This window comes from Planomonospora sp. ID91781 (assembly GCF_015711595.1).
Classification (GTDB): domain Bacteria; phylum Actinomycetota; class Actinomycetes; order Streptosporangiales; family Streptosporangiaceae; genus Planomonospora; species Planomonospora parontospora.
This window is the reverse complement of record NZ_JABTEY010000002.1, coordinates 2474520-2497512: the sequence shown is the minus strand read 5'-3', so window position 1 is coordinate 2497512 and position 22993 is coordinate 2474520. Positions and strand designations below refer to the sequence as shown.

Here is a 22993-nt window from a genome sequence, read left to right as displayed (position 1 = left end):
CGCACCGGGCAGGAGGTCCGACGCGCCCGTGCCGCTCACGGGTTCGGCCAGAGGACGAAGAGGGCGTAGGCGCGCCGGCGGGGCCGGTCGCCGATCTCCTCGATCGCCGCACGGATCTCGCGCAGGTGCCCGGTGGTCAGCTGCAGCGGGGGCTCGTCGGGCTGGTAGGTGGTGCGGATCGGATAGTCCACGCCCGGCTGCCTGGTCATCTCGATGTGGCAGCCGAGCACGTGGGTGACCGGCCGGCGGTCGCAGAAGTCGATCAGGCGGTCGATGCTCCGGGTGAAGGCGGGCCAGTCCTGGATGTAGAGGCGGCCCGGGTAGACCGTGTCGCCGGTGAGGAGGAACCCGGTCCACCGGTCGTAGAAGGTGACCGCCGCCTCGTGGTGGCCCGGGGTGGCCAGGCACTCCAGCACGCGGCCCCCCAGGTCGACCCGGGCCACGGCGTCGGGGTCCCCGCCGAACCCGAAGTACTCCCAGGCGGTGGCCAGGTCCGCGCCGACCACCGTGGTGTCGGGGCGGTCGGCGAACTGGGCGTCGCCGGCGACGTGGTCGCCGTGCGGGTGGGTGTGCAGCACCAGCAGGTGGTACCCCTCCCGGGGGTGGCGGGCGAGCCAGCCGGTGACGAGTTCGTCGACCACCCGGCGCAGGGGGAAGAACTCGGCCGACGCCGTGGCGCCGGTGTCGATCAGCACCGCCCGTGCGTTCCCGAACAGCAGGAACAGGAACGGCGCCTCGTAGTCGATCGCCATGTTCTGCCGCAGGATGAACGTGTGCTCGTCGTACGCGTGGACCTGGATGTCCGGATCGGTGTTGTGCTTGGCCGACGGTGAGCCGTGAATCCACCGGACGTCCAGCGCACGGGGCTGCGGAGTCGCCCCGGTGAAGTCGATCAGGGGTGTGCCTGCGTCCATGACGCCTCCTTCGAGTGCATTGTCCTGCCGGGCCGGGCGCGGAGCCTGCGCAGTGCCCGGGCGTCTTCGAATCCCACCGCGCGCGCGGCGGTCTCGGCCGTGGCGCCCCTCTCGAGGAGGTGCCCGGCGCGCTCCAGCCGCAGGGCGGTCTGGTAGGCCAGGGGGGTGAGGCCGGTCGCCCGGCTGAACAGCCGGGTCACGGTCCGTTCGCTGCAGCCGGTGGCCTCGGCGAGCAGCCTCAGCGGCAGCCGCTCGGCGAAGCGGGTCTCGATCAGGTCCTGCAGGCGGTGAACCGTCTCGTCCACGTGCGAACGCCACCGCAGCAGCGGGCTGACCTGATCCGCCGTACCGTCGCGGTGCATGTGGACGAGCATGGCGCGGGCCGCCTCCCCGGCGGCGCGGGGTCCGTGGCGTGCGGCGACCAGGTGCAGCGCGGCGTCGATTCCGCCGGCCACGCCCGCCGAGGTGACGATCCGGTCGTCCTCGACGTACAGCGCGTCCTTCACGACCTCCGCCCGCGGATGGAGGCGGGCGAGCTCGTCCTGGACGGTGTGGTGGGTCGTGCAGCGGCGGCCGTCGAGCAGTCCGGCGCGGCCCAGCGCGTCGGCGCCCGCGCACACGCCGGCGACCGTGCCGCCCGACGCGTGGTGGTCGCGCAGGCGCCGCAACGTCCCGGCGCTCGCCGGTCGGGTCGGGCCCCGCCAGCCGGGCACGACGATCAGATCGTCGGGGGCGAGGGACGGCCAGGCGGTCTCCGTCCGCAGGACGAGCCCCTGGACGGTGGCGACCTCGGGCTCCTCGGCGACGTAGGTGAGGGTGTAGGGGTGGCCGAGGTCGTCGGCGGTGGAGAAGACCTGGGCGGGCCCGGCCACGTCGAGGAGATGGACCCGCGGGACGAGCAGGAAGACGACTCGGGGCACGGCCGGTACCTCCTAGTTCCCGGTGAGCTCGTCCACGGTCCTGATGGTGGCGAAACGGCCCGACAGAGCGTACGCGGTGCGGGAGATGATCTCGTCCACGCCGAGCGTGCGGGGGTCCCGGACGAGTTCGCCGAAGGGCGCGTCGTCCGGGGCGTCGCGGTGCGGGATGGGCGTGGTCGCGGTGGCGTCGATGGCGAAGTCGACCTCGAAGCCCAGATCGGAGGCGAGGCGGGCGGTGGTCTCGCAGCACTGCTCGGTCCGGATGCCGCAGACGGTCAGCCTCCTGACGCCGCGCAGGGTGAGGAACCGGTGCAGGCCGGTGGTGGTGAAGGCGTTGTGCGCGGTCTTGGTGAGGACCGGCTCGCCGTCGAGCGGCCGGATGCCGTCCATCAGGCGGACGAATCCGCGGGCCGGGTCGAAGACGGAGCCCGACCCGGGGCGCGAGCCGAGCACCCACACGACCGCGTCCCCCGCGTTCCTGGCGGCGGCGGCCAGGCGGTTGACCTGGTGGACGATGTCCGGCCGCGAGGTGTGCCGCCAGTCGGGGAGCTGAAGGAAGGAGTTCTGGACGTCGATGACGACGAGGGCGCTGGTCATGCCCTCCAGCCTGACGATCAGGGGCCGCGGGCTGAAGGCGTCATCCGGTCGGCGTCCGGACCGATCCGGACAGTCCGCCGCGCCCCGGCCCCGGACGGCCGGACGGTCCGCCGCGCCCCGGCCCCGGACGGATGCGCGGCGGGTGGCCGACGAGCGTCACCGGGCCGCGCAGCCGCTCCGGGGAGTTCCGGGGCCGGGCCCGGTGCGACGGGGTCCGAAGCGGTACAGGCGAGCCGGTCTCCCGTTCTCGGCACGGGAGAGCCGTACCGGGTCCAGGCCGAGGGCGAACGACCGGGCCAGGTCGTCGAGGCGGTAGTGGACCTGACCGGCCCGGCCGGAGCCGACCACTGAGGCGAACCCGGCCTCGACGAGGGTGTCGAGGTGGTCGCCGGCGACGGTGTGGTCGAGACCGCAGACGGCGGCGACGGTACCGGCCGAGAACTCGACCGGCCCCAGCTTGGCCAGCGCGGACAGCGTCCGCCGGGCCTCCTCCCCGAGCCGGCCGTGGCTCTGCTCCAGGCCGTCCCGCACGGTCAGGTCCCCGATGCTCAACTCGCCCAGCCGGCGGCGCTCGTCGCGCAGCAGGGCGACCAGCTTGACGAGCGGCCAGTGGGGGCGGGCGGCCAGGCGGGCCCCGCAGATGCGCACCGCCAGGGGCAGCCCGCCGCACAGGTGGACCAGTTCGACCGCGGCGTCGGGCTCGGCGGCCACCCGCTCGTGACCGGCGATGCTCGCCAGCAGCTGGACGGCGTGGTCCTCGCGGAGCCGGTCGAGGTCCACGATCTTCGCGCCGCCGACGGCGCCCATCCGGTGCCGGCTGGTGATGAGCACCGAGCAGGGGGAGGAGCCCGGGAGCAGCGGTCTCACCTGGGTCTCCCGGGCGGCGTCGTCCAGGACCACCAGGAGGCGGCGGCCGCTGACCAGGCTGCGGTAGAGGGCCGTGCGCTCGGCCAGGTCGTCCGGGACGTCGTGCTTGCCGACCCCGAGTGCGCGCAGGAACCGGCCGAGCACGCGGGCGGGGGATTCGGGGGCGGCGGTGGTGCCCCGCAGGTCGGCGTAGAGCTGACCGTCGGGGTAGGCCGGCATCAGCCGGTGGGCGACGTGCACGGCCAGGGTGGTCTTGCCGACTCCGGCGGGGCCGGTGACGCCCGCGACCAGCGTGGCCGGTCGCTCCGGGTCGTTGAGCAGGCCGCCGAGATGGTCGAGGAGCGTGGCGGTCGCCTTCTCCCGCCCCGCGAAGTCGGCGATGTCGGCCGGGATCTGGCGGGGGGCGAGCCGGTGTCTCCAGCCCTTGCCGGAGGCCGGATCGGCCGGAGGCGGCTGCGGGGGGTCCTGGGCCAGCACGGTGAAGTAGGCGCGCTGCACCTCCGCGCTGGGAGCGACGCCCAGTTCGTCGGCCAGCCGTGATCTCAGCCGCTCGTACTCCATGAGCGCCTCGGCGGGCCGGCCGCAGGCGGCGTAGAGCTCGATCAGCCGCGCGTGCAGCGGCTCGTCGAACGGCCGGGACCAGGCCAGCGCGCGGGTCCTGGACAGCAGCAGGTCGGGGGTCTGCAGGGAGATGGCGAGCGCGGCCAGCCTCTGCAGGCACGTGGCGTGGTCGTCGTCCAGCGTCTGTACCGCCGGATCCTCCCGTATCTCCTCGGGGGCGCCGTCCAGGACCGGGCCGCGCCACTCCTCGAGCGCGTTCATCAGGGCGGCCATGCGCTGGTGGGGGTCGAGCCCGGCGGCGTCGGAGTCGGCGGCCAGGGCGGCGCGGAACCGGGCGGCGTCGACGTAGTGGTCCGGCAGGCGCAGCCGGTAGCCGCCGTCGGCGTGGTCGATGGACGCCACCCCGCGGGCTTCGTCGTGCAGCCAGGAGCGCAACCGGGACACGGCGGTGCGCAGGGCGATCGTGCTGCTGGCGCCGGGCCCCCACACCTGTTCCAGCAGCCGTCCTTCGGCGACGGCCTCGCCGTTGTGCAGGAGGAGGACGGCCAGGAGCATCCGGGGGTGACGGGCGGGCAGTGCCACCGTCACCCCGTCCAGGGTGAAGCGGAGCGGTCCAAGGACCTGGAAGTTGTGAACGGGAACAGTTTCGTCAGCGGTCATGGCTGTTCCTCCGCTTTGGACCCTTCGTGAGATCGTCACGAAAAGGTCACTCTTAGCGATATGTGGCCGCGATTGCGGGCGCCGCAATCTTACGGCTAATGATCCGAAATGCCCCGCCTTTAGCGTTCCCTGTGTCAGCGGGCCGCGAGACGTGCCTCGGGGGTTATGCGAGGTGGCACGGGTTACCGGCGAATCCAGATCGTTAGCAAAATGCAGGAATTGCGGTAATGCAACACATTGTAACCAGCCGATTCCTCGACGTTGTAAGCGGAAGTCCCGGCCGTATTGCGGTGTATTCAGGTGACTCTCCGTTAACCTACGCGGAGCTGTCTCTGACGGCCGGAGGGATCCAGCGGCTCGTCGCCGCGTCGGGGGGACACGCGGGAGCACGCGTCGGCCTGCTGCTAGGCCATGACGCGAGCACCATCGCCGCGATCATGGGCACCCTGCTCTCCGGCTGCGCCTACGTCCCGCTGGACCCCTCGTATCCGGCGCCGCGGCTGGCGTACATGCTCGGCGACGCCGATGTGGCCGTGCTGGTCACGACCCGTGCGCACGAGACGCTCGCCCGCACCCTCCTCGCCGGCCGGCACCGCCCGGTGGTCTTCGTCGAGGACGCGACGCCGGCGACGCCGACGGCCACGCCGGTCGAACCGGACGGCCTCGCCTACCTGCGCTACACCTCCGGGTCCACCGGCACGCCCAAAGGAGTGGCGCAGAGCCACCGCAACCTCATGCACTGCGTCGGCAACCAGGTCGAAAGCCTCTCGATCACCTCCGGCGACCGGCTCAGCCTGCTCGCCTCGGTCAGCTTCGACGCCTCCGTACCGGACATCTACCCCGCGCTGCTGACCGGCGCGACCCTGGTGCCGATCGACGTCCGCGCCCTCGGACCGGGCGAGCTGGTACGCCGCCTGGCCGACCGGGAGGTGACTGTCTACCACTCCACCCCGACGCTCTACCGGTACGTGCTCGACGCCCTCGGACCGGCCGGGCGACTGCCCTCCGTGCGCGCCGTACTGCTCGGCGGGGAGCGGGTGACCAGGTCCGAGGTGACCGCGGGCCGGGGACGCTTCGCCGACGCCTGCCTGTTCGTGAACGGCTACGGCGCGACCGAGGCCACCTTCGTCACGCACTACCGGACCACTTTCGACTCGCCCGAATTCGCCCCGGACGCCGAGCCGGACGCCGCCCCGGGCACCGAGCCGGGCGCGGAACCGGCATCCGGCTCCGGGTCGCCGGCCGATCCGGCGGCCGGTCCCCTCGTGCCGATCGGCCGTCCGCTGCCGGGCTACGAGACGGTGCTGCTGAACCCCGACGGGGACGAGGGCGAGATCGCCGTTCGCAGCCCCCACCTGGCACTGGGGTACTGGCGGGACCCGGAACGCACCGCCGAACGGTTCACCGCCGACGACGACGGCAGGCGGATCTACCGCACCGGGGACCTCGGCCGGAGGCTGCCCGACGGCACCCTGGTCTGCCTGGGCAGGCTGGACCGGCAGATCAAGGTGCGCGGGTTCCGCGTCGAACCGGCCGAGGTGGAGACGCACCTGACGGGACGGCCCGGGGTGGCCCGAGCCGTTGTCACGCTCCACGGCGACCGGCTCGTGGCCCACGTCCAGCCCGCCGAAGGGGCGGTCCTGGACCCGGCCGCCCTGAGGCGGACCGCGGCCGAGACCCTTCCGGACCACCTGGTGCCCGCGGTGATCGTCGTGCTCGACACGATGCCGCTCACCCCGACCGGCAAGGTGGACGTCCGGGCCCTGCCCGCGCCCGGGACCGCCCGCGCGGGCGAACGCCCGGCCACACCCGCCGAAACCGCGGTGCACGACGCCTGGTGCGACGTACTCGGGGTGACCCGGGTCGGGGTGACCGACCCGTTCTTCGACGCCGGCGGACACTCCCTGCTGCTCGGGCGGCTCCAGCAGCGGCTGACCGACGTACTCGGGACGCCGGTGCCGATGATGGCGCTGTTCGAGCACACCACGGTGCGGGCGCAGGCCCGCCTCCTGGCCGCGGGCCCCACCACCGGTCCCCGCACCTCCGGTACGGGCGGCCCTCCCACCTCCGGGGCGAGCGGCCCGGGCGACCTCGAAGGCCCGGGTGGTCCCGGCGATCCCGGAGGTCCCGAGGAGCCCGCCGATCTCGGCGATCTCGACAAGCCCGGTGAGTTCGACGAGCCCGGTGAGTTCGACGATCACATCGCGGTGGTCGGTCTGGGCTGCCGGTTCCCCGGCGCGCCCGATCCGGCGGCGTTCTGGTCCGTCCTGTCCGAGGGAGTGGACGCCGTCCACGACTACTCCGACGCGGAACTGCGTGAGCTGGGCATCGGTACGGCACTGCTCGCCGACCCCGCGCACGTGAGAGCCGGAGGCCGGCTGGACGGAGTGGAGGACTTCGACGCGGAGTTCTTCGGATTCACCCCCGACGAGGCGGCCCGCACCGACCCGCAGCACCGGCTGTTCCTGGAGACGGCGTGGGAGGCCCTGGAGGACGCCGGATGCGATCCGGACCGGTTCGACGGCCAGATCGGCGTGTTCACCTCCACCTCCGCCAACCGGTACTTCCTGTTCCACCTGTTCGGCAACCCCGCCGCGGGCGCCCCCGACGACCCCGACGACTGGGAGGGGCGGATCCTGCCCCACCAGCGCTCCGACCACCTGCCGGGGCAGGTCGCCTACCGGTTCGGCCTGACCGGCCCGGCGGTCGCCGTGCAGAGCGCCTGCTCCAGCTCCCTGGTCGCGGTGTGCATGGCCGCCCAGAGCCTCGCCGACCACCGCTGCGATCTCGCCCTCGCCGGCGGCGTCACCGTCACCTGGCCCCGGCACCGGCACACCCCCGGCGGGATGGTCTCTCCCGACGGCCGGTGCCGGGCGTTCGACGCCGCGGCCGACGGTTCCGGATTCTCCAGCGGCAGCGGCGTGGTGGCGCTGAAACGGCTCGCCGACGCCGTCGCCGACGGCGACCACGTGTACGCCGTCATCCCCGGATGGGCGGTCGGCAACGACGGCGCCGCCCGGGCGGGCTTCGCCGTACCGGGACTGACCGGGCAGGCGGCCACGGTGGCCGAGGCCCTCGGTGACGCGGGGATCCCCCCCGACGAGATCGGCATGGTGGAGGCGCACGGCAGCGGCACGCCGCTGGGGGACGCCATCGAGGTCGAAGCGCTGACCCGGGCCTTCCGCGCGGCCGGCGCGCGGGGCACCGGTTACTGCGCGCTGGGCTCGGTCAAGACCAACATCGGCCACACCGACGCCGCCTCCGGGATCGCGGGGTTCATCAAGGCGGTCCTTTCGGTACGGCACGGGAAGATCCCCGGCAACCTGCACGTCGGCTCGCCCCACCCGCAGCTCGACCTGGACCGCGGACCGTTCCACCTGCCCGCCAAGACGACGGACTGGCCGGACGGCCGCAGGCGGGTGGCCGGGGTCAGCGCGATCGGCATCGGGGGAACCGGCGCGCACGTCCTGGTGGCCGAAGCGCCGCCGCGGCCGCCGGCCCCGGCGCCCGCCCCCGGCGCCCGGTACCTGCTCCCGGTCTCCGCCCGTTCGCCCCGGGCGCTCCGCGCCGCGATCGCACGGCTCCGCGACCACCTGGCCGCCGACCCGGAGCTGCGGATCGCCGACGTGGCGCACACCCTGACGGCAGGACGCCGTTCCTTCGCCCACCGGGTCGTCGTGGAATGCCGCGACCTGGCCGAGGCGATCACGGCGCTGGACCCCGATCGGCTGCCCTCCTCGGCCGGCACGCCGGAGGCGCCGCCGTCCGGCTCCGCCGTCCGGGGACGGCGGATACCGCTGCCCACCTACCCCTTCCAACGGCAGCGCCACTGGATCGACCCGCCGGGAGGCACCCGATGAACACCTTGACGGCCCGCTGGTTCCGGTGCCCGCGACCGCTGCCCCGGGCGGGGGTCCGGCTGTTCTGCCTGCCGTACGCCGGTGCGGGCGCGGGGGTGTTCCACCCGTGGCCCGCCTCCTTCGCCCCCGACGTGGAGGTCCTGGCCGTCCAGCCGCCGGGAAGGGAGAACAGGATCGCCGAACCGCCCGAGATCGACCTGGACGAGCTGACCGCCGCGGTCGCCGACGCCGTGACCGCCGACGGACGTCCCTACGCGGTGTACGGGCACTCGCTGGGCGCGCGGCTCGCGTTCGAGGCGGTCCGGCGGCTGCGCCGGGCCGGCGCGCCGCTGCCGGTGCGGCTGTACGCGGGCGCCGCACGCGCGCCGCACCTGCACGGATCCGGTGCGTTCGACGGGCTCTCCCGCGTCTCCGACGACGAACTGGTGGCCCGTGTCGTGGCCGGGGGCGGCGTACCCGAGGCGGTCGCCGGCGAGCCCGAACTGCTGGAGCTGCTGCTGCCCGCGCTGCGGGCGGACTTCACCTGGCTGGACGGCTACGAGTACCGTCCCGAACCGCCGCTGCCGGTACCGATCGTGGCCTTCGCCGGCGCGCTCGACCACGCGGTTCAGGTGGAGCAGTCGGCCGGCTGGGAGCGGCACACCACCGCCGGATTCGTCCTGCACCGCATCGACGGCGGCCACTTCTTCATCCACGACCGCCTGACGGAACTGGCCGCCCTCCTCAGAGCGGACCTCATGACCGCGGGGGGTGCGCGGTGACGAAGGTGGAGCTGGGTGGGACGGGTTGGTCGGTGTGGTCGGATGCGTTGCTGCGGACGACGGGTTTTCCGGCCGGTGGGTTGGAGGTGTTCGCGGCGCCGGAGGCGGCGGGGGCGGCCGATGAGCTGCTGGCGGGCCGGGGCGCGGTGGAGGTGTTCGACGAGGCGCTGGCTAGGGCGGTCGCGGCGGGGGCCGAGCGGATCTGGCGGATCGCGGCTGATCCGTTGTTCCGGGAGGCGGTGACCTGGCAGAACCCCGGGGTGCTGGTGGCGTTGGACGGGATCGTGGCGGGTGGTCCGCGGGCGGTGCGCAACGTGCGGCGGCGGGATCGGGAGCGGGCGGTGGTCCGCTACTGGCAGCGGTACTGCGCCAAGAACGAGACGATCGGTTTCTTCGGGCCGGTCTGCTGGGTCGGCGTCGGTTCCGGGGTCGCTCCGAGTGCCGGGATCGAGGTCGGTGCTGGTGCCGGTTCGGGTTCCGGGCGGGCGCTGCAGGTGCGGGTCGGGCCGGGTCTGCTGCGGGAGCGGCGGGTGTTCCTGGAGGGCTGGGCCCTTGCCGCTTATGCGGATCATCTGGCGGCTGATGGGCGGGTGCGGTGCTGGTGGCCGCCGATGCTGTTGCCGCAGTTGAGTGTGCGGGGGCGGTCGCTGCTGCGGCCGTTGCAGCCGCCGTTGCCGTTGTCGGCGGTGGAGGCGCAGGTGCTGGCCCGCTGCGACGGGCGTACCCCGGCGGTGGAGGTGGTGGCGGGGCTGGATCGGCCGCAGGACGGTTACCTGCTGCTGGAGCGGCTGGTGGAGCGTGAGCTGATCACCTGGGACGCGGCTTTGCCGGTGGGCCGTGAGGCCGAGGAGGTGCTGCGCACCCGGATCGCGGCGATCGGTGATCTCGATGTCCGGCGGGAGGCCGCGGCGGGGTTGGCGCGGTTGTGCGCGGCGCGGGAGGCGGTCGCGGCGGCGGCGGGGGACGCTGCGGCGTTGAAGGGTGCGCTGGCGGGGTTGGATGCGGAGTTCACGGCGTTGACGGGGGGTGTGCCGCGGCGTCGGGACGGGCAGATGTACGCCGGTCGGACGTTGTGTTACGAGGACACGGCGCGGGATCTGGACGTCACCGTCGGCACGGCCCTGCTGGACGCCGTGGCGGCGCCGCTGGACGTCATCCTCACCACCGCCCGCTGGCTGACCGCCGAACTCGCCGGCGCGGGTGAGACGGTCCTGCGCGAGCTCCACGACGAACTGCGGGAGGACGGCGACGGCCCGGTCCGCCTGGCCGACCTTTGGTACCTCGCCCAGGGGCTGCTGTTCGCCCCGGGCGCGGGCCCGTTCCACGCGGTGTCGGAGGACTTCACCCGGCGCTGGGCCGAACTGATCGGCGTACGGCCCGCGGCCGAGGGCGGTGCCCGGGTCCAGTTGTCCGCCGCCGACCTGGCCGAGGCGGTGGCGCGGCTGTTCCCCGCGCGGCGGCCGGGCTGGTCCACCGCCCGGCTGCACAGCCCCGACCTGCAGATCTGCGCCACCGACGTCGAGGCGATCAACCGCGGCGACCACCTGGTGGTCCTCGGTGAGCTGCACCCGGCGTGGACGCCGTTCGACAGCGCGCTGTTCAGCCCGTTCCACCCCGACCCCGACCGGCTGCGCGCCCACTACGACCTCGATCTGGGTCCGGACCGGATCCGGATCCTGTATCCGGAGGACTACCCCCGCAACACCGGCCGCGCCGCCCATGGCCTGGACGGCCCCGGTGACCGGCAGCTGGGCGTCGACAGAGCCCGGGGCGCCGACCCGGACCGGTTGCTGCCCGCGACCGCGGTCACCGTCTCGGACGAGGACGGCGAGTTGGTCGCCACGGCCCCCGACGGTCACCGCTGGCCGCTGATCGAGATGTTCGCCGGGATGCTCAGCACGCAGCTGATGGACGCGTTCAAGCTCGCGCTGCCCGTCCCGCACGCCCCCCGGATCACCATCGACCGGCTGGTGATCGCCCGGGAGACCTGGCGCACCACCGTCGCCGAGACGGGACTGGCCGCCGTCACCGACGAACGCGAACGCTACCTCGCCACCCGCGCCTGGCGCGCACGCCTCGGCCTGCCCGACCGGGTCTTCATCAAGATCGGCACCGAGGTCAAGCCCTGCTACTCCGACCTGACCAGCCCCCACTACGTCGGCGTCCTGTGCACCATGCTGCGCACCGCCGGAGACGGCGCGTCCGTGACGATCACCGAGGCCCTGCCCACCCCCGACCAGGCCTGGGTCCCCGACCACGCGGGCAACCGCTACTTCAGCGAGCTCCGTCTGCAGATCACCGACTCCGGCATCGCGGGGGGTGCGCGGTGACGAAGGTGGGTCTGGGTGGGACGGGTTGGTCGGTGTGGTCGGATGCGTTGCTGCGGACGACGGGTTTTCCGGCCGGTGGGTTGGAGGTGTTCGCGGCGCCGGAGGCGGCGGGGGCGGCCGATGAGCTGCTGGCGGGCCGGGGCGCGGTGGAGGTGTTCGACGAGGCGCTGGCTAGGGCGGTCGCGGCGGGGGCCGAGCGGATCTGGCGGATCGCGGCTGATCCGTTGTTCCGGGAGGCGGTGACCTGGCAGAACCCCGGGGTGCTGGTGGCGTTGGACGGGATCGTGGCGGGTGGTCCGCGGGCGGTGCGCAACGTGCGGCGGCGGGATCGGGAGCGGGCGGTGGTGCGGTACTGGCAGCGGTACTGCGCCAAGAACGAGACGATCGGTTTCTTCGGGCCGGTCTGCTGGGTCAGGGTCGGTGATGCCCCGGGTCCTGGTGTCGATGCTGGGGTCGATCTCGATCCGGGTGTCGATGCCGGTGCCAGCCTCGCTCCGGGTGCCGGGGTCGAGGTCGGTGCTGGTGCCGGTTCGGGTTCCGGGCGGGCGCTGCAGGTGCGGGTCGGGCCGGGTCTGCTGCGGGAGCGGCGGGTGTTCCTGGAGGGCTGGGCCCTTGCCGCTTATGCGGATCATCTGGCGGCTGATGGGCGGGTGCGGTGCTGGTGGCCGCCGATGCTGTTGCCGCAGTTGAGTGTGCGGGGGCGGTCGCTGCTGCGGCCGTTGCAGCCGCCGTTGCCGTTGTCGGCGGTGGAGGCGCAGGTGCTGGCCCGCTGCGACGGGCGTACCCCGGCGGTGGAGGTGGTGGCGGGGCTGGATCGGCCGCAGGACGGTTACCTGCTGCTGGAGCGGCTGGTGGAGCGTGAGCTGATCACCTGGGACGCGGCTTTGCCGGTGGGCCGTGAGGCCGAGGAGGTGCTGCGCACCCGGATCGCGGCGATCGGTGATCTCGATGTCCGGCGGGAGGCCGCGGCGGGGTTGGCGCGGTTGTGCGCGGCGCGGGAGGCGGTCGCGGCGGCGGCGGGGGACGCTGCGGCGTTGAAGGGTGCGCTGGCCGGGTTGGATGCGGAGTTCACGGCGTTGACGGGGGGTGTGCCGCGGCGTCGGGACGGGCAGATGTACGCCGGTCGGACGTTGTGTTACGAGGACACGGCGCGGGATCTGGACGTCACCGTCGGCACGGCCCTGCTGGACGAGCTCGCGGCGCCGCTGGCGGTCACGCTGACCGCGGCCCGCTGGCTGACCGCCGAACTCGCCGACGCCTACGCCACGGCGTTGCGCGAACTCCACGACGACCTGCGGGAGGACACCGGCGACGGCCCGGTGAGCCTGGCCGATCTCATGTCGCTGGCCCAGGGGTTGTTCTGGGGCGAGGGGCGACGCCCCGCGGACGACGTCGCCGAGGCGTTCACCCGGCGCTGGGAGAGCCTGTTCGGCCTGGAGCAGGACAGCGCCCGGGTCCAGTTGTCCGCCGCCGACCTGGCCGAGGCGGTGGCGCGGCTGTTCCCCGCGCGGCGGCCGGGCTGGTCCACCGCCCGGCTGCACAGCCCCGACCTGCAGATCTGCGCCACCGACGTCGAGGCGATCAACCGCGGCGACTACCAGGTGGTCCTCGGTGAGCTGCACGCGGCGTGGCCGACGTTCGACTGCGACCTCTTCACCGTCTGGCACCCCGAGGTCCACCGGCTGCGGGACGAGCTGTCCGCCGACGTCGGCGAGCACCGGGTCCGGCTGCTGTACCCCGCCGCCTGGCCCCGGCAGACGGGACGGGTGGCGGCGTCGCTGACCGGCGTCACCGACCGGCTGCTGGGGTTCGCCGCGGCACCGGGCGCCGACCCGGACCGGTTGCTGCCCGCGACCGCGGTCACCGTCTCGGACGAGGACGGCGAGTTGGTCGCCACGGCCCCCGACGGGCACCGCTGGCCGCTGATCGAGATGTTCGCCGGGATGCTCAACGGGCTCGCCGTCGACGCGTTCAAGCTCACCACGCCCGCGCCGCACGCCCCCCGGATCACCATCGACCGGCTGGTGATCGCCCGGGAGACCTGGCGCACCACCGTCGCCGAGACGGGACTGGCCGCCGTCACCGACGAACGCGAACGCTACCTGGCCACCCGCGCCTGGCGCGCACGCCTCGGCCTGCCCGACCGGGTCTTCATCAAGATCGGCACCGAGGTCAAGCCCTGCTACTCCGACCTGACCAGCCCCCACTACGTCGGCGTCCTGTGCACCATGCTGCGCACCGCCGGAGACGGCGCGTCCGTGACGATCACCGAGGCCCTGCCCACCCCCGACCAGGCCTGGGTCCCCGACCACGCGGGCAACCGCTACTTCAGCGAGCTCCGTCTGCAGATCACCGACCCCGACACCCCAGGCGGTGCGCGATGAACGACCACCTGCCCCCTCCCGAGGCGACCGTCGCCGACCTCATCACGGCGCGGGCCCGCGCCGTGCCGGACGCGGTCGCGGTCGCCCAGTGGGACGAGAAGATCACATACCGCGAGCTGGCCGGCCGCGCCGCGGCGCTCGCCGCCCGGCTCGGCGCGCTCGGCGTCGGGCCGGAGAGCCGGGTCGGGCTCTGCGTGGAGCGGCGGCCCGCCGCGGCGGTCGCGATCCTCGGCGTGCTGCTGTCCGGCGGCTGCTACGTGCCGCTGGATCCGGCCGGTCCGCGGCTGCGGCTGCGGGACACGGCCGCCGACGCCGGTCTGGAGATCGTGGTGGCGGACCGGGAGGGAGCGGAGGCGGCCGGCGAGGCGGGCCTGCGGTGCGTCGCCGTACCCGGCCCGGCCGAAGCGGTCGACCTGTCCGCGGTGCCCGCCTGCCCGGCCGCGCCGGACAACCTCGCCTACGTGCTTTACACCTCCGGTTCCACCGGCCGGCCCAAGGGCGTGCTCGTCACCCACCGCAACCTGGCCGACTTCGTCGTCTCGTGCGCCGCGAGCACCGGAGCCGACCGGACCACCCGCGCGCTGGGGATCGCGTCCTTCGGGTTCGACGCCTCCGTCATCGACCTGTTCGTGCCGCTGACCGTGGGCGGCGCGGTGCAGCTGGCCGGTGCCGCCGACCGCGCCGACCCGGCCAGGCTGCAGCGCTTCATCGCCGGGCACCGGGTCACCTGGGGGTTCGTCACCCCGGCCGTGCTGTCCCTGCTCGACCCCGCCGCACTGCCCGACTGGCGCCTGGTGATGTGCGGCGGCGACGCGGTGCCGCCCGCGCTGGTCGACCGGTGGGCGACGCCGGGCCGCCGGTTCATCGACTCCTACGGGCCCACCGAGACCACGGTGCTGGCCGTCACCGGCGACCTGACCGCGCCGCAGGCCGCGCCGGTGCCGATCGGCCACCCGACGCCCGGTCACCGCTGCCACGTCGTCGACGACCGGCTCCGCCCGGTCGGGCCCGGCGCCGAGGGCGAGCTGCTGATCGGCGGTCCCGGCGTGGCCCGCGGCTACCTGGGCAGGCCCGCGCTGACCGCCGAGGCGTTCGTGCCCGACCCGTTCTCCGGCGAGGCGGGCGCGCGGCTCTACCGGACCGGCGACATCGTGCGGTACGCCGACGACGGGCGGCTCGTCTACCTGGGCCGCCGCGACGGACAGGTCAAGATCCGCGGCCAGCGGATCGAGCTCGGCGAGGTCGAGTCCGTCCTGGAGGAGCATCCGGACGTGGCGCGGGCGGCCGTGGAGGCGGTCCCGAGACCCGGCGGAGACCTGGAGCTGGTCGCGTTCCTCACACCGGAGGCCGCCCCCGCCGATCCGGGGTACGCGGCCGCGCGGCTCACCGCGGCGATGCTGCCGGGACGCGTGCTGCGCCTGCCCGAGCTGCCGCTCAACCCCTCCGGCAAGGTGGACAGGGCCAGGCTGCGGGAGCTGGCCGCGCAAGGACGCCCGGCCGGCGACCCGGCGGAGGGGGAGACGCCCACCGAACGGGCGCTCGCGGCGGTGTGGCGGCGCCTCGGCGTCGGCGCCGACTTCTTCGCGAGCGGAGGCGACTCGATCACCGCGATGCGGCTGGTCGCCGCCGCCCGCGACGAACTGGGCCTGGACGTGTCGGTGGAGGACGTGTTCGCCGGCCGTACCCTGCGGGAGATCGCCGCACGGTTCGACAAGGCCGCCCGGCGGACGGGGCCGGAGCTCACCTCCGGCAACCCGCCGACCCTGGCTCCGCCGCAGCGCCGCCTGTGGTTCCTGGACCAGCTGGCGCCCGAGGCCGCGCCGTACAACATCGCCCTCGCCGAACGGCTGCGCGGGCCCCTGGACGTGCCGGCGCTGCGGGCGGCGCTGCGGGCCGTCGCCGAGCGCCACGAGGTGCTGCGCTGGCGGATCCGGCAGGAGTCCGGCGTGCCGTACGCCGTCTGCGAGCCGCCGTCCGACGTGGACCTGACCGTGGTGGACCTGACCGGACACGGCGCGGCGCAGCTGCGCGCCCGGCTGGCGGCCGGTGCGGCCGAGCCGTTCGACCTGGCGGACGGCCCGCCCTGGAGGGCGCGGCTGTACGCGCTGGGCCCCGGCGAGCACGTGCTGGCGCTGACCCTGCACCACGCGGTGTTCGACGGCTGGTCCCGGGACACGCTCTACACCGACCTGTCCGCCGCCTACGCGAGCGCCGCCACCGGCCGGCCGGCGGACCGGGCGCCGCTGCGGGCGTCGTACGCCGACTACGCGGTCTGGCGGGCCGGGCGGGACCGCCGCGACGGCGACGCGGACCTGGCCTGGTGGGCCGGGCACCTGGCCGGCGCGCCCACCGTGCTGGACCTGCCCCGCGACCGGCCCCGCCCGGCCGTGCAGACCTACCGCGGCGCCGAGGCCCGCGTGCTCCTGCCGCCGGCCGCCGACGCCGCGGTCCGCGCGCTCGCCGCCGACCTCGGGGTGACTCCGGCGGGGGTGCTGCTGGCCGGCCTCGGCCAGCTGCTCCGCAGGCTCACCGGCGCGGACGACCACGTGATCGGCGCGGTCGTCGCCGACCGGAGGGTGGCCGCCTTCGACGACCTGGTCGGGTTCTTCGTCGACATGGTCCCGCTCCGGCTCCGGCCGGACCGGCGCGACGACTTCGCCACCCAGGTACGGCGGTGCGCCCGCGAGCTGCTGGACGCCGCCGCGCACCCGGCCGCACCGCTGGAGCGCGTGGTCGAGGAGCTCGGCATCCCCAGGGACCCCTCCCGCGCCCCGCTGGTGCAGGTCGTGTTCAACGTGCTGAACCTCGCCGAGCCCCGGCTGGACCTGCCCGGGCTGAGCAGCGAGACGATCGAGGTGGACAAGCCGGGGTCGCCGTTCGACCTGACCGTGTACGTGGCGGAGCGGGACGGCGGGTTCTCCGTGGAGGTCGTCTACAACCCCGACCTGTTCGACGCCGCCAGGGTCGGCGCGATGCTCGCCGACTACGTGGGCACGGTCGGCGCGCTGGCCGCCGACCCGGCCGTCCCGGTGGGCGAGGTCGCCCTGCCCGCACGGGTCACGCCGGACGGCGCGCTCGGCGCCATGCGGGTCGCCGACCCGGTCGCGGCGCCGCCCGGGAGCCGGGGCACCGGGTCGGCCGCCACCGAGAGGCTGATCACCGAGATCTGGTGCGAGGTCCTGGAACGGGACGGCGTCGGCCCCGGCGACAACTTCTTCGACATCGGCGGCCACTCGCTGGCCCTCGCCGCCGTGCACGCCCGGCTGCGCGCCCGGCTCGGCGGCGAGCTGCGGATGGTGGACCTGTTCCGCCATCCGAACGTCCGCTCCCTCGCCGCCCACCTCGACGCCCGGGCGGGCGGCGCCGCGGACGACCCCCCGGACGGCGACTCCGAACTCGCCCGCGCGATCTCGCGAGCCGAGGCGCGGCGCAACCGCACCCGACGCGCACGACGCGTCCACAGCACCACCGGACAGGAGAACGACCATGATCAGTGACGTCAACGACGAAGGCGTCGAACCCATCGCGATCGTGGGGATGGCCGCCCGGGTGCCGGGCGCGGCCGACATCGGCGAGTTCTGGCGCAACCTGGTCGACGGCGTCGAATCGATCACCGACTTCACCCGCGAGGAGCAGATCGCCCGCGGGGTCCCCGAGGAGGACGTGGACGACCCGAGCTGGGTGTCGAAGGCGCCCTACGTGGAGGGGTACGACCAGTTCGACGCCGGGCTGTTCGGCCTGACCGCGCGGGAGGCGGAGATCCTCAACCCGCAGCACCGGCTGTTCCTGGAGTCGTGCTACGCCGCGCTGAACGACTCCGGGACCGACCCGGCGCGCTACGACGGCGCCATCGGCGTCTACGCGGGCACCGGAGGCAACCAGTACCTCTGGGAGAACCTCGCCCGCAACAGGCGGGTGTGGGACACCCGCCACGGCATCGGGCTCGCCACCGCCAACTCGCCGAACTACGTGGCCACCACCGTGTCGTACCGGTTGAACCTGCGCGGGCCCAGCCTGACCCTGCACACCGCCTGTTCCACCTCGCTGGTCGCGCTCCACCTCGCCTGCGAGGCGCTGCGCAACGGCGAGTGCGACATGGCCCTGGCGGGCGGGGTGAACGTGGAGCACCCGCCGGCCACCGGATACATCGGGGTGGAGGGGTTCACCTCGCCCGACGGCCACTGCCGGCCGTTCGACGCCGACGCGAACGGCACCGTCTGGGGCAGCGGCGTCGGCGTCGCCGTCCTCAAGCGGCTCGAGGACGCCCTCGCCGACGGCGACCACATCCGCGCGGTGGTACGCGGCAACGCGATCAACAACGACGGCGCCGGCAAGGTCGGCTTCTCCGCCCCCAGCGTCGACGGGCAGGCCGCCGCGGTCGCGCAGGCGCTCGGGGTCGCCGCGATCGACCCGCGCACGATCGGCTACGTCGAGGCGCACGGCACCGGCACCGCGATGGGCGACCCGATCGAGGTGACCGCGCTGTCCACGGTCTACACGCGGCAAACGCGGGACCGCGGCTGGTGCGGCATCGGCTCGGTGAAGTCCAACATCGGCCACCTCAGCCAGGCCGCGGGCATCATCAGTCTGATCAAGGCGGTGCTGGCCCTGGAGAACGGGCTGATCCCGCCGACGATCAACTACGAGCGCCCCAACCCGGCGATCGACTTCGACGACACCCCGTTCTACGTGGCGTCCACGCTCAGCAAGTGGGAGACGGACGGCGGCCCGCGGCGCGCCGCGGTGAGCTCCTTCGGCATCGGCGGGACCAACGCGCACGTGGTCCTGGAGGAGGCGCCCCGCGTCGAGGCCGGCGCCCGTCCCCCGCGGCCCGCGCACCTGCTGCAGGTGTCCGCCAGGACCGCGACCGCGCTGGACAAGGCGGTGGAGCGGCTCGCCGAGCACCTGACGGCCCACGAGGACCTCGACCTCGCCGACGTGGCCCACACGCTGCGGGCGGGCCGGACGGAGTACCCGCACCGGGCCGCGGTGGCGGCCGCCGACCGGGCCGACGCCGTCGCCGCGCTGCGGGACCGCAGGCGCCGGCGCAGGGGAGAGGCCGGCGCCTCCTCTCCGGCGGTGGCCTTCCTGTTCTCCGGGCAGGGCGCGCAGTACGCCGGCATGGGCGCGGAGCTGTACCGGACGGAACCGGTGTTCGCCGCCGCCGTCGACGAGTGCGCGAGCCTGCTCACCGAGCACCTCGGCCTCGACCTGCGCGAGCCGATGTTCGGCGGCGCGCCCGACGCCGAGGAGACGCTCCGGCGGACGCGCTACACCCAGCCGGCGCTGTTCACGGTGGAGTACGCGCTGGCCCGGCTGTGGCAGAGCTGGGGGGTGCGGCCGGCCGAGATGATCGGCCACTCCATCGGCGAGTACGTCGCCGCCACTCTCGCCGGGGTGTTCACCCTGGCCGACGCGGTGCGGCTGGTCGCCGCCCGCGGCGCGCTGATGCAGTCCATGCCGCCGGGTGCGATGCTCGCCGTCCAGCGGGACGAGTCGGAGCTGGCCGGCCGGCTGCCGGACGGGGTGTCGGTGGCGACCGTCAACGGGCCCGGCACCTGCGTGGTGGCCGGCCCCGCGGACGCGATCGAGGCGTTCGCCGAGACGCTGAAGGCCGAGAAGGTGGGCTGCAAGGCCCTGCGCACGTCGCACGCGTTCCACTCGCCGATGATGGAGCCGATCCTCGCGGAGTTCACCGCGCTGGTCGCCTCGGTGCCGCGGCACGCCCCGCGCCTGCCGTTCTGGTCCAACGTCACCGGCCGGCCCATCACCGCCGAGCAGGCGACGGACCCGGCGTACTGGGCGGACCACCTGCGGCAGCCGGTCAGGTTCGGCGCCTGCGTCGCCGGGCTGTACGCCGCGTACGGCGACACGCCGCCGCTGCTGGTGGAGTGCGGGCCCGGACGGCAGCTGGCCGGCCTGGCCAGGATGCAGCTGCCCAAGGGCGCGCCCGCGCCGCTGCCCAGCCTGCCCGGGCCCGGCGAGCGGACCGGGGACGCCGCCACCCTCTACGACGCGGCGGGCACGCTGTGGGCCGCCGGAGTGCCGCTGGCCGACGGCTTCGGCGCGGCGGGCCGCCGGGTGCCGCTGCCGGCCTACCCGTTCGAGCGCCGGAGCTACTGGATCGACGCCGACCCGGCCGACCAGGCCGCCGCCGGCCCGGTCCGGCACCGTGAACCGGCCGGCCCGCTGCCGCTGGCCGACTGGTTCGCGGTGCCCACCTGGCGCCAGGCCGCCCCGGACCCCCGGCGGACCGACCTCGGCGACTGCCTGGTGCTGGCCGACGGGCCCCGCGGGGACGAGCTCGTCGCGGAGCTGCGCGCCCGGGGCGCCACCGTGCGGACGGCCGGAGCCGGCGACCACGAGGCGCTGCTCGCCGGCGGCGTCCCCGCCAGGATCGTGCACGCCCTGGCGCTGGACGGCCCGCCCGCGGACGGCGGGATCGCCGCCACCTGGGAGGCGCAGGAGCGGGGCTTCTTCGACCTGCTGAGCCTGGTCCAGGCCCTGGCCGGCGCGGGGGCGGCCGAAGGGGTCCACCTCGACGTGGTGTCGTCGGGCACCTCGGACGCCCAGGGCGACCTGACCCGCCCCGAACACGCCACCCTCGCCGGCATCGTCAGGGTGGTCCCGCTGGAACTGCCCGGCCTGACCGTCCGCCACATCGACGCCGACCCGCAGGAGGGCGCCGCGCAGACGGCCGACCTCGTCGCCGAGCTGCTGCGGCCCGCCGACGAGCCGGAGGTGACGCTGCGCGCCGGCCGCCGCTGGGTCACCGACCACACCCAGGTGTCCCTGGACGCGGAGACCGCGAGCGGCACGGTGGTCCGCGAGGAGGGCCGGTACCTGATCACCGGCGGCACCGGCGGCATCGGCATCACCCTCGCCGAGGACTTCGCGCACCGCGCCCGCGCCCGGCTGGCGCTGCTCAGCCGCGGCGGCCTGCCGCCGCGTGAGGAGTGGGACGCCCACCTGGCGGTGCACGGCGGCACCGACAGGACGGGCCGGGCCATCCTCGCGATCCGGCGGATGGAGCAGGCCGGGGCCCGGGTGCTCGTGCTGGCCGCGGACGTCACCGACCCGGCGGAGCTGGCCGCGGTGCGCGAGCGGATCGACGCCGAGTTCGGCGGGCTGGACGGCATCGTGCACGCCGCAGGCCTGCCCGGCGGCGGCATGGCCGAGGTGAAGGACCGCGCCGCGGCCACCGCCGTGCTGGCACCCAAGATCGCGGGAACACTCGCCCTGGCGCAGGCCTTCGGCGACCTCCCGCTCGACTGGGTGGCGCTCTGCTCCTCGGTGACCTCGGTGGTCGGCGGCTTCGGGCAGGTCGACTACTGCGCGGCCAACGGCTTCCTCGACGCCTACGCCCGCGGCGCCCACGGCTGGCGTGCGCCCGTCGTCTCGCAGAACTGGGGCGGCTGGACCGAGGTCGGCATGGCCGTCGAGGTGTCCGCACCCGACGGGTTCCGCGCCGCCCGCGGCGGGGTCGCCGAACCGCTGGACCACCCGGTCCTGTCCACCCGGGTGACCGGCCCGGACGGGGCGGCCGGGTGCCACGGGCCGGTCTCCGCCGCCACGCACTGGCTGCTCGACGAGCACCGCATCGGCGAGGTCCCGGTGGTGCCCGGCACCGGCCACCTGGAGTCGGTCCGGGCCGCCGTGGCCGCGTGCCTGCCCGCCCCGGACGCCGACCACGTCGTGGAACTGCGGGACGTGGCGTTCCTGGAGCCGTTCTCCGTCCCGGACGGGAGCACCGCGCAGTACCGGGTGGAGCTGACCGCCTCACCGGACGGCGGCGCCGACTTCCGGGTGGTGAGCCGTACGGCGGGCCGCTCCGCCGCGCACGTGCGCGGCTCGGCCGCCTGGGTGCGCCTCGCCCCGGCCGAGGAGGCGGACGCCCGGCCGATCGCGGCCCGCTGCCGGCCGGGCTCCGCGCGCGGGACCGGACCCGGGACCGGGGGCGGCTCCGGGGCCGGACGCACCAGCATGCTCAGCTTCGGCCCCCGCTGGGACGCGCTGGCCGAGCACCACGTGGGCCCGGACGAGGAACTCGCCCGGATCGTCGCGCCCGAGGCCGCCCTGGCCGACCTGGACCGCTGGGTGCTGCACCCGGCGCTGCTCGACGTGGCGACCGCGTTCGGCGAGGGGCGCGGCGAGGGCAGCTACCTGCCGCTCTCCTACGGCAGGGTGCTGGTCCGCGGGGCGCTGCCCGCGCGGTTCTGGAGCCACCTGCGCTACGCCGACGGCGGTGACGACGTGGTCTCGGCGGACCTGACGCTGTTCGGCGAGGACGGCCGGGTGCTGGTGGAGATCGGCGACTTCACGCTGCGCCGGGTGAACCGCGACGCGGTCACCGGCGACCTCGCCGCTCCCGCCCCCGGTGCCGCGACCGGTGCCGCGACCGGGGGGACCGCCGCGGCGGCGTCCCCGGGCTCCCCGGCCGAGGGCGGGATCGCCCCCGTGGACGGCGCCGAGGCGTTCCGCCGGGTGCTGGCCGCGCGACTCGGCCCGCAGGTCGTGATCAACCCGCTGCCGGTGGCCGAGCTCGCCGAACGGGCCAGGGCCAGGACCGCCGACGCCGTCGCGGGCGACGCCGGGGCGGAGGAGCGTCCCGGGACCGAGTCGGCCGGGGACGAGCGCGCCGCGCCCCGCAACGAGCTGGAGGCGACCATCGCGCGGGTGTGGAGCGACGGCCTCGGCGTGCCGGGGGTCGGCGTCGACGACGACTTCTTCGAGCTCGGCGGCAACTCGCTGATCGCGGTGCAGCTCGTCTCCGCCCTGCGCAAGGCCGTCGGCGTGAAGCTGCCGATGCGCAGCCTGTTCGAGGCTCCGACCGTGGCCGAGCTCGCGGTCGTCGTCGAGCGGCTGCGGGCCGCCGGCGGCGACGCCGGGCAGTCCCGCCCGGCCACCACCATCCCCAAACTGGACCGCAGATGAACGAGGCAGGAACCATGACCGACCACCCCTACCTGGTCGTGCGCAACGACGAGGAGCAGTACTCGATCTGGGCCGAGGGGCGGGACCTCCCCGCCGGCTGGCACGACGCCGGTTTCCGCGGGACCCGGCAGGAATGCCTGGACCACATCGAGACGGTGTGGACCGACATGCGCCCGCTCAGCCTGCGCCAGGGCGGGTGACGGGG

The 22993-nt window shown here is 74.9% G+C and carries 11 protein-coding genes; 7 read left to right on the top strand and 4 right to left on the bottom strand.

The annotated features are described in order from the left end of the window. Positions 1–35 precede the first annotated feature (35 nt). From HS048_RS30145 to HS048_RS30130, 4 genes are all read right to left on the bottom strand, one after another. Positions 36–914 (bottom strand): MBL fold metallo-hydrolase, encoded by an 879-nt coding sequence (locus HS048_RS30145; protein ID WP_196469384.1) that lies wholly within the window; start codon positions 912–914, stop codon positions 36–38. Continuing rightward, positions 893–1834, bottom strand: coding sequence for a GlxA family transcriptional regulator (locus tag HS048_RS30140; RefSeq protein ID WP_196469383.1), 942 nt, complete (start codon positions 1832–1834; stop codon positions 893–895). Before HS048_RS30140 ends, HS048_RS30145 begins: the two co-directional genes overlap by 22 nt. A 12-nt stretch (positions 1835–1846) precedes the next feature. Then, a complete protein-coding gene (locus tag HS048_RS30135; RefSeq protein ID WP_068904302.1) occupies positions 1847–2431 on the bottom strand; it encodes a cysteine hydrolase family protein in 585 nt (194 codons plus the stop codon). Positions 2432–2587: 156 nt separating this feature from the next. After that, complete coding sequence (locus tag HS048_RS30130; protein WP_196469382.1) at positions 2588–4519, bottom strand: BTAD domain-containing putative transcriptional regulator; 1932 nt, start codon at positions 4517–4519, stop codon at positions 2588–2590. 227 nt (positions 4520–4746) lie between these two features. Here HS048_RS30130 and HS048_RS30125 point away from each other — a divergent pair, with 227 nt between their 5' ends. Genes HS048_RS30125 through HS048_RS30095 form a run of 7 tightly spaced genes read left to right on the top strand, consistent with a single transcriptional unit; the run spans position 4747 to position 22988 of the window. Then, entirely contained in the window at positions 4747–8379 is a 3633-nt protein-coding gene (locus HS048_RS30125; RefSeq protein WP_196469381.1) for a beta-ketoacyl synthase N-terminal-like domain-containing protein, read from the top strand. After that, the gene (locus HS048_RS30120; protein ID WP_196469380.1) at positions 8376–9140 is read left to right on the top strand and encodes a thioesterase II family protein; all 765 of its coding nucleotides are present in this window, start codon (positions 8376–8378) and stop codon (positions 9138–9140) included. Before HS048_RS30125 ends, HS048_RS30120 begins: the two co-directional genes overlap by 4 nt. Then, entirely contained in the window at positions 9137–11470 is a 2334-nt protein-coding gene (locus HS048_RS30115; RefSeq protein WP_196469379.1) for a lantibiotic dehydratase, read from the top strand. The genes HS048_RS30120 and HS048_RS30115 overlap by 4 nt, the downstream gene beginning before the upstream one ends. After that, positions 11467–13854 carry a lantibiotic dehydratase gene (locus HS048_RS30110; protein ID WP_196469378.1) on the top strand — a complete coding sequence of 796 codons (2388 nt, stop codon included), beginning with the start codon at positions 11467–11469 and terminating at the stop codon, positions 13852–13854. Before HS048_RS30115 ends, HS048_RS30110 begins: the two co-directional genes overlap by 4 nt. After that, on the top strand, positions 13851–17351 hold the full coding sequence (locus HS048_RS30105; protein WP_196469377.1) for a non-ribosomal peptide synthetase: 3501 nt from the start codon (positions 13851–13853) through the stop codon (positions 17349–17351). Before HS048_RS30110 ends, HS048_RS30105 begins: the two co-directional genes overlap by 4 nt. Further along, complete coding sequence (locus HS048_RS38585; RefSeq protein WP_196469376.1) at positions 17341–22788, top strand: type I polyketide synthase; 5448 nt, start codon at positions 17341–17343, stop codon at positions 22786–22788. The genes HS048_RS30105 and HS048_RS38585 overlap by 11 nt, the downstream gene beginning before the upstream one ends. Beyond that, entirely contained in the window at positions 22785–22988 is a 204-nt protein-coding gene (locus tag HS048_RS30095; protein ID WP_230881929.1) for an MbtH family NRPS accessory protein, read from the top strand. Before HS048_RS38585 ends, HS048_RS30095 begins: the two co-directional genes overlap by 4 nt. Positions 22989–22993 lie beyond the last annotated feature (5 nt).

Excerpts from the sequence above, each read along its gene's own strand:
- HS048_RS30135 (WP_068904302.1), bottom strand. The coding sequence starts at position 2,431 with ATGACCAGCGCCCTCGTCGTCATCGACGTCCAGAACTCCTTCCTTCAG.
- HS048_RS38585 (WP_196469376.1), top strand. The coding sequence starts at position 17,341 with ATGATCAGTGACGTCAACGACGAAGGCGTCGAACCCATCGCGATCGTG.
- HS048_RS30145 (WP_196469384.1), bottom strand. The coding sequence starts at position 914 with ATGGACGCAGGCACACCCCTGATCGACTTCACCGGGGCGACTCCGCAG.
- HS048_RS30130 (WP_196469382.1), bottom strand. The coding sequence starts at position 4,519 with ATGACCGCTGACGAAACTGTTCCCGTTCACAACTTCCAGGTCCTTGGA.
- HS048_RS30120 (WP_196469380.1), top strand. The coding sequence starts at position 8,376 with ATGAACACCTTGACGGCCCGCTGGTTCCGGTGCCCGCGACCGCTGCCC.
- HS048_RS30095 (WP_230881929.1), top strand. The coding sequence starts at position 22,785 with ATGAACGAGGCAGGAACCATGACCGACCACCCCTACCTGGTCGTGCGC.
- HS048_RS30125 (WP_196469381.1), top strand. The coding sequence starts at position 4,747 with ATGCAACACATTGTAACCAGCCGATTCCTCGACGTTGTAAGCGGAAGT.
- HS048_RS30105 (WP_196469377.1), top strand. The coding sequence starts at position 13,851 with ATGAACGACCACCTGCCCCCTCCCGAGGCGACCGTCGCCGACCTCATC.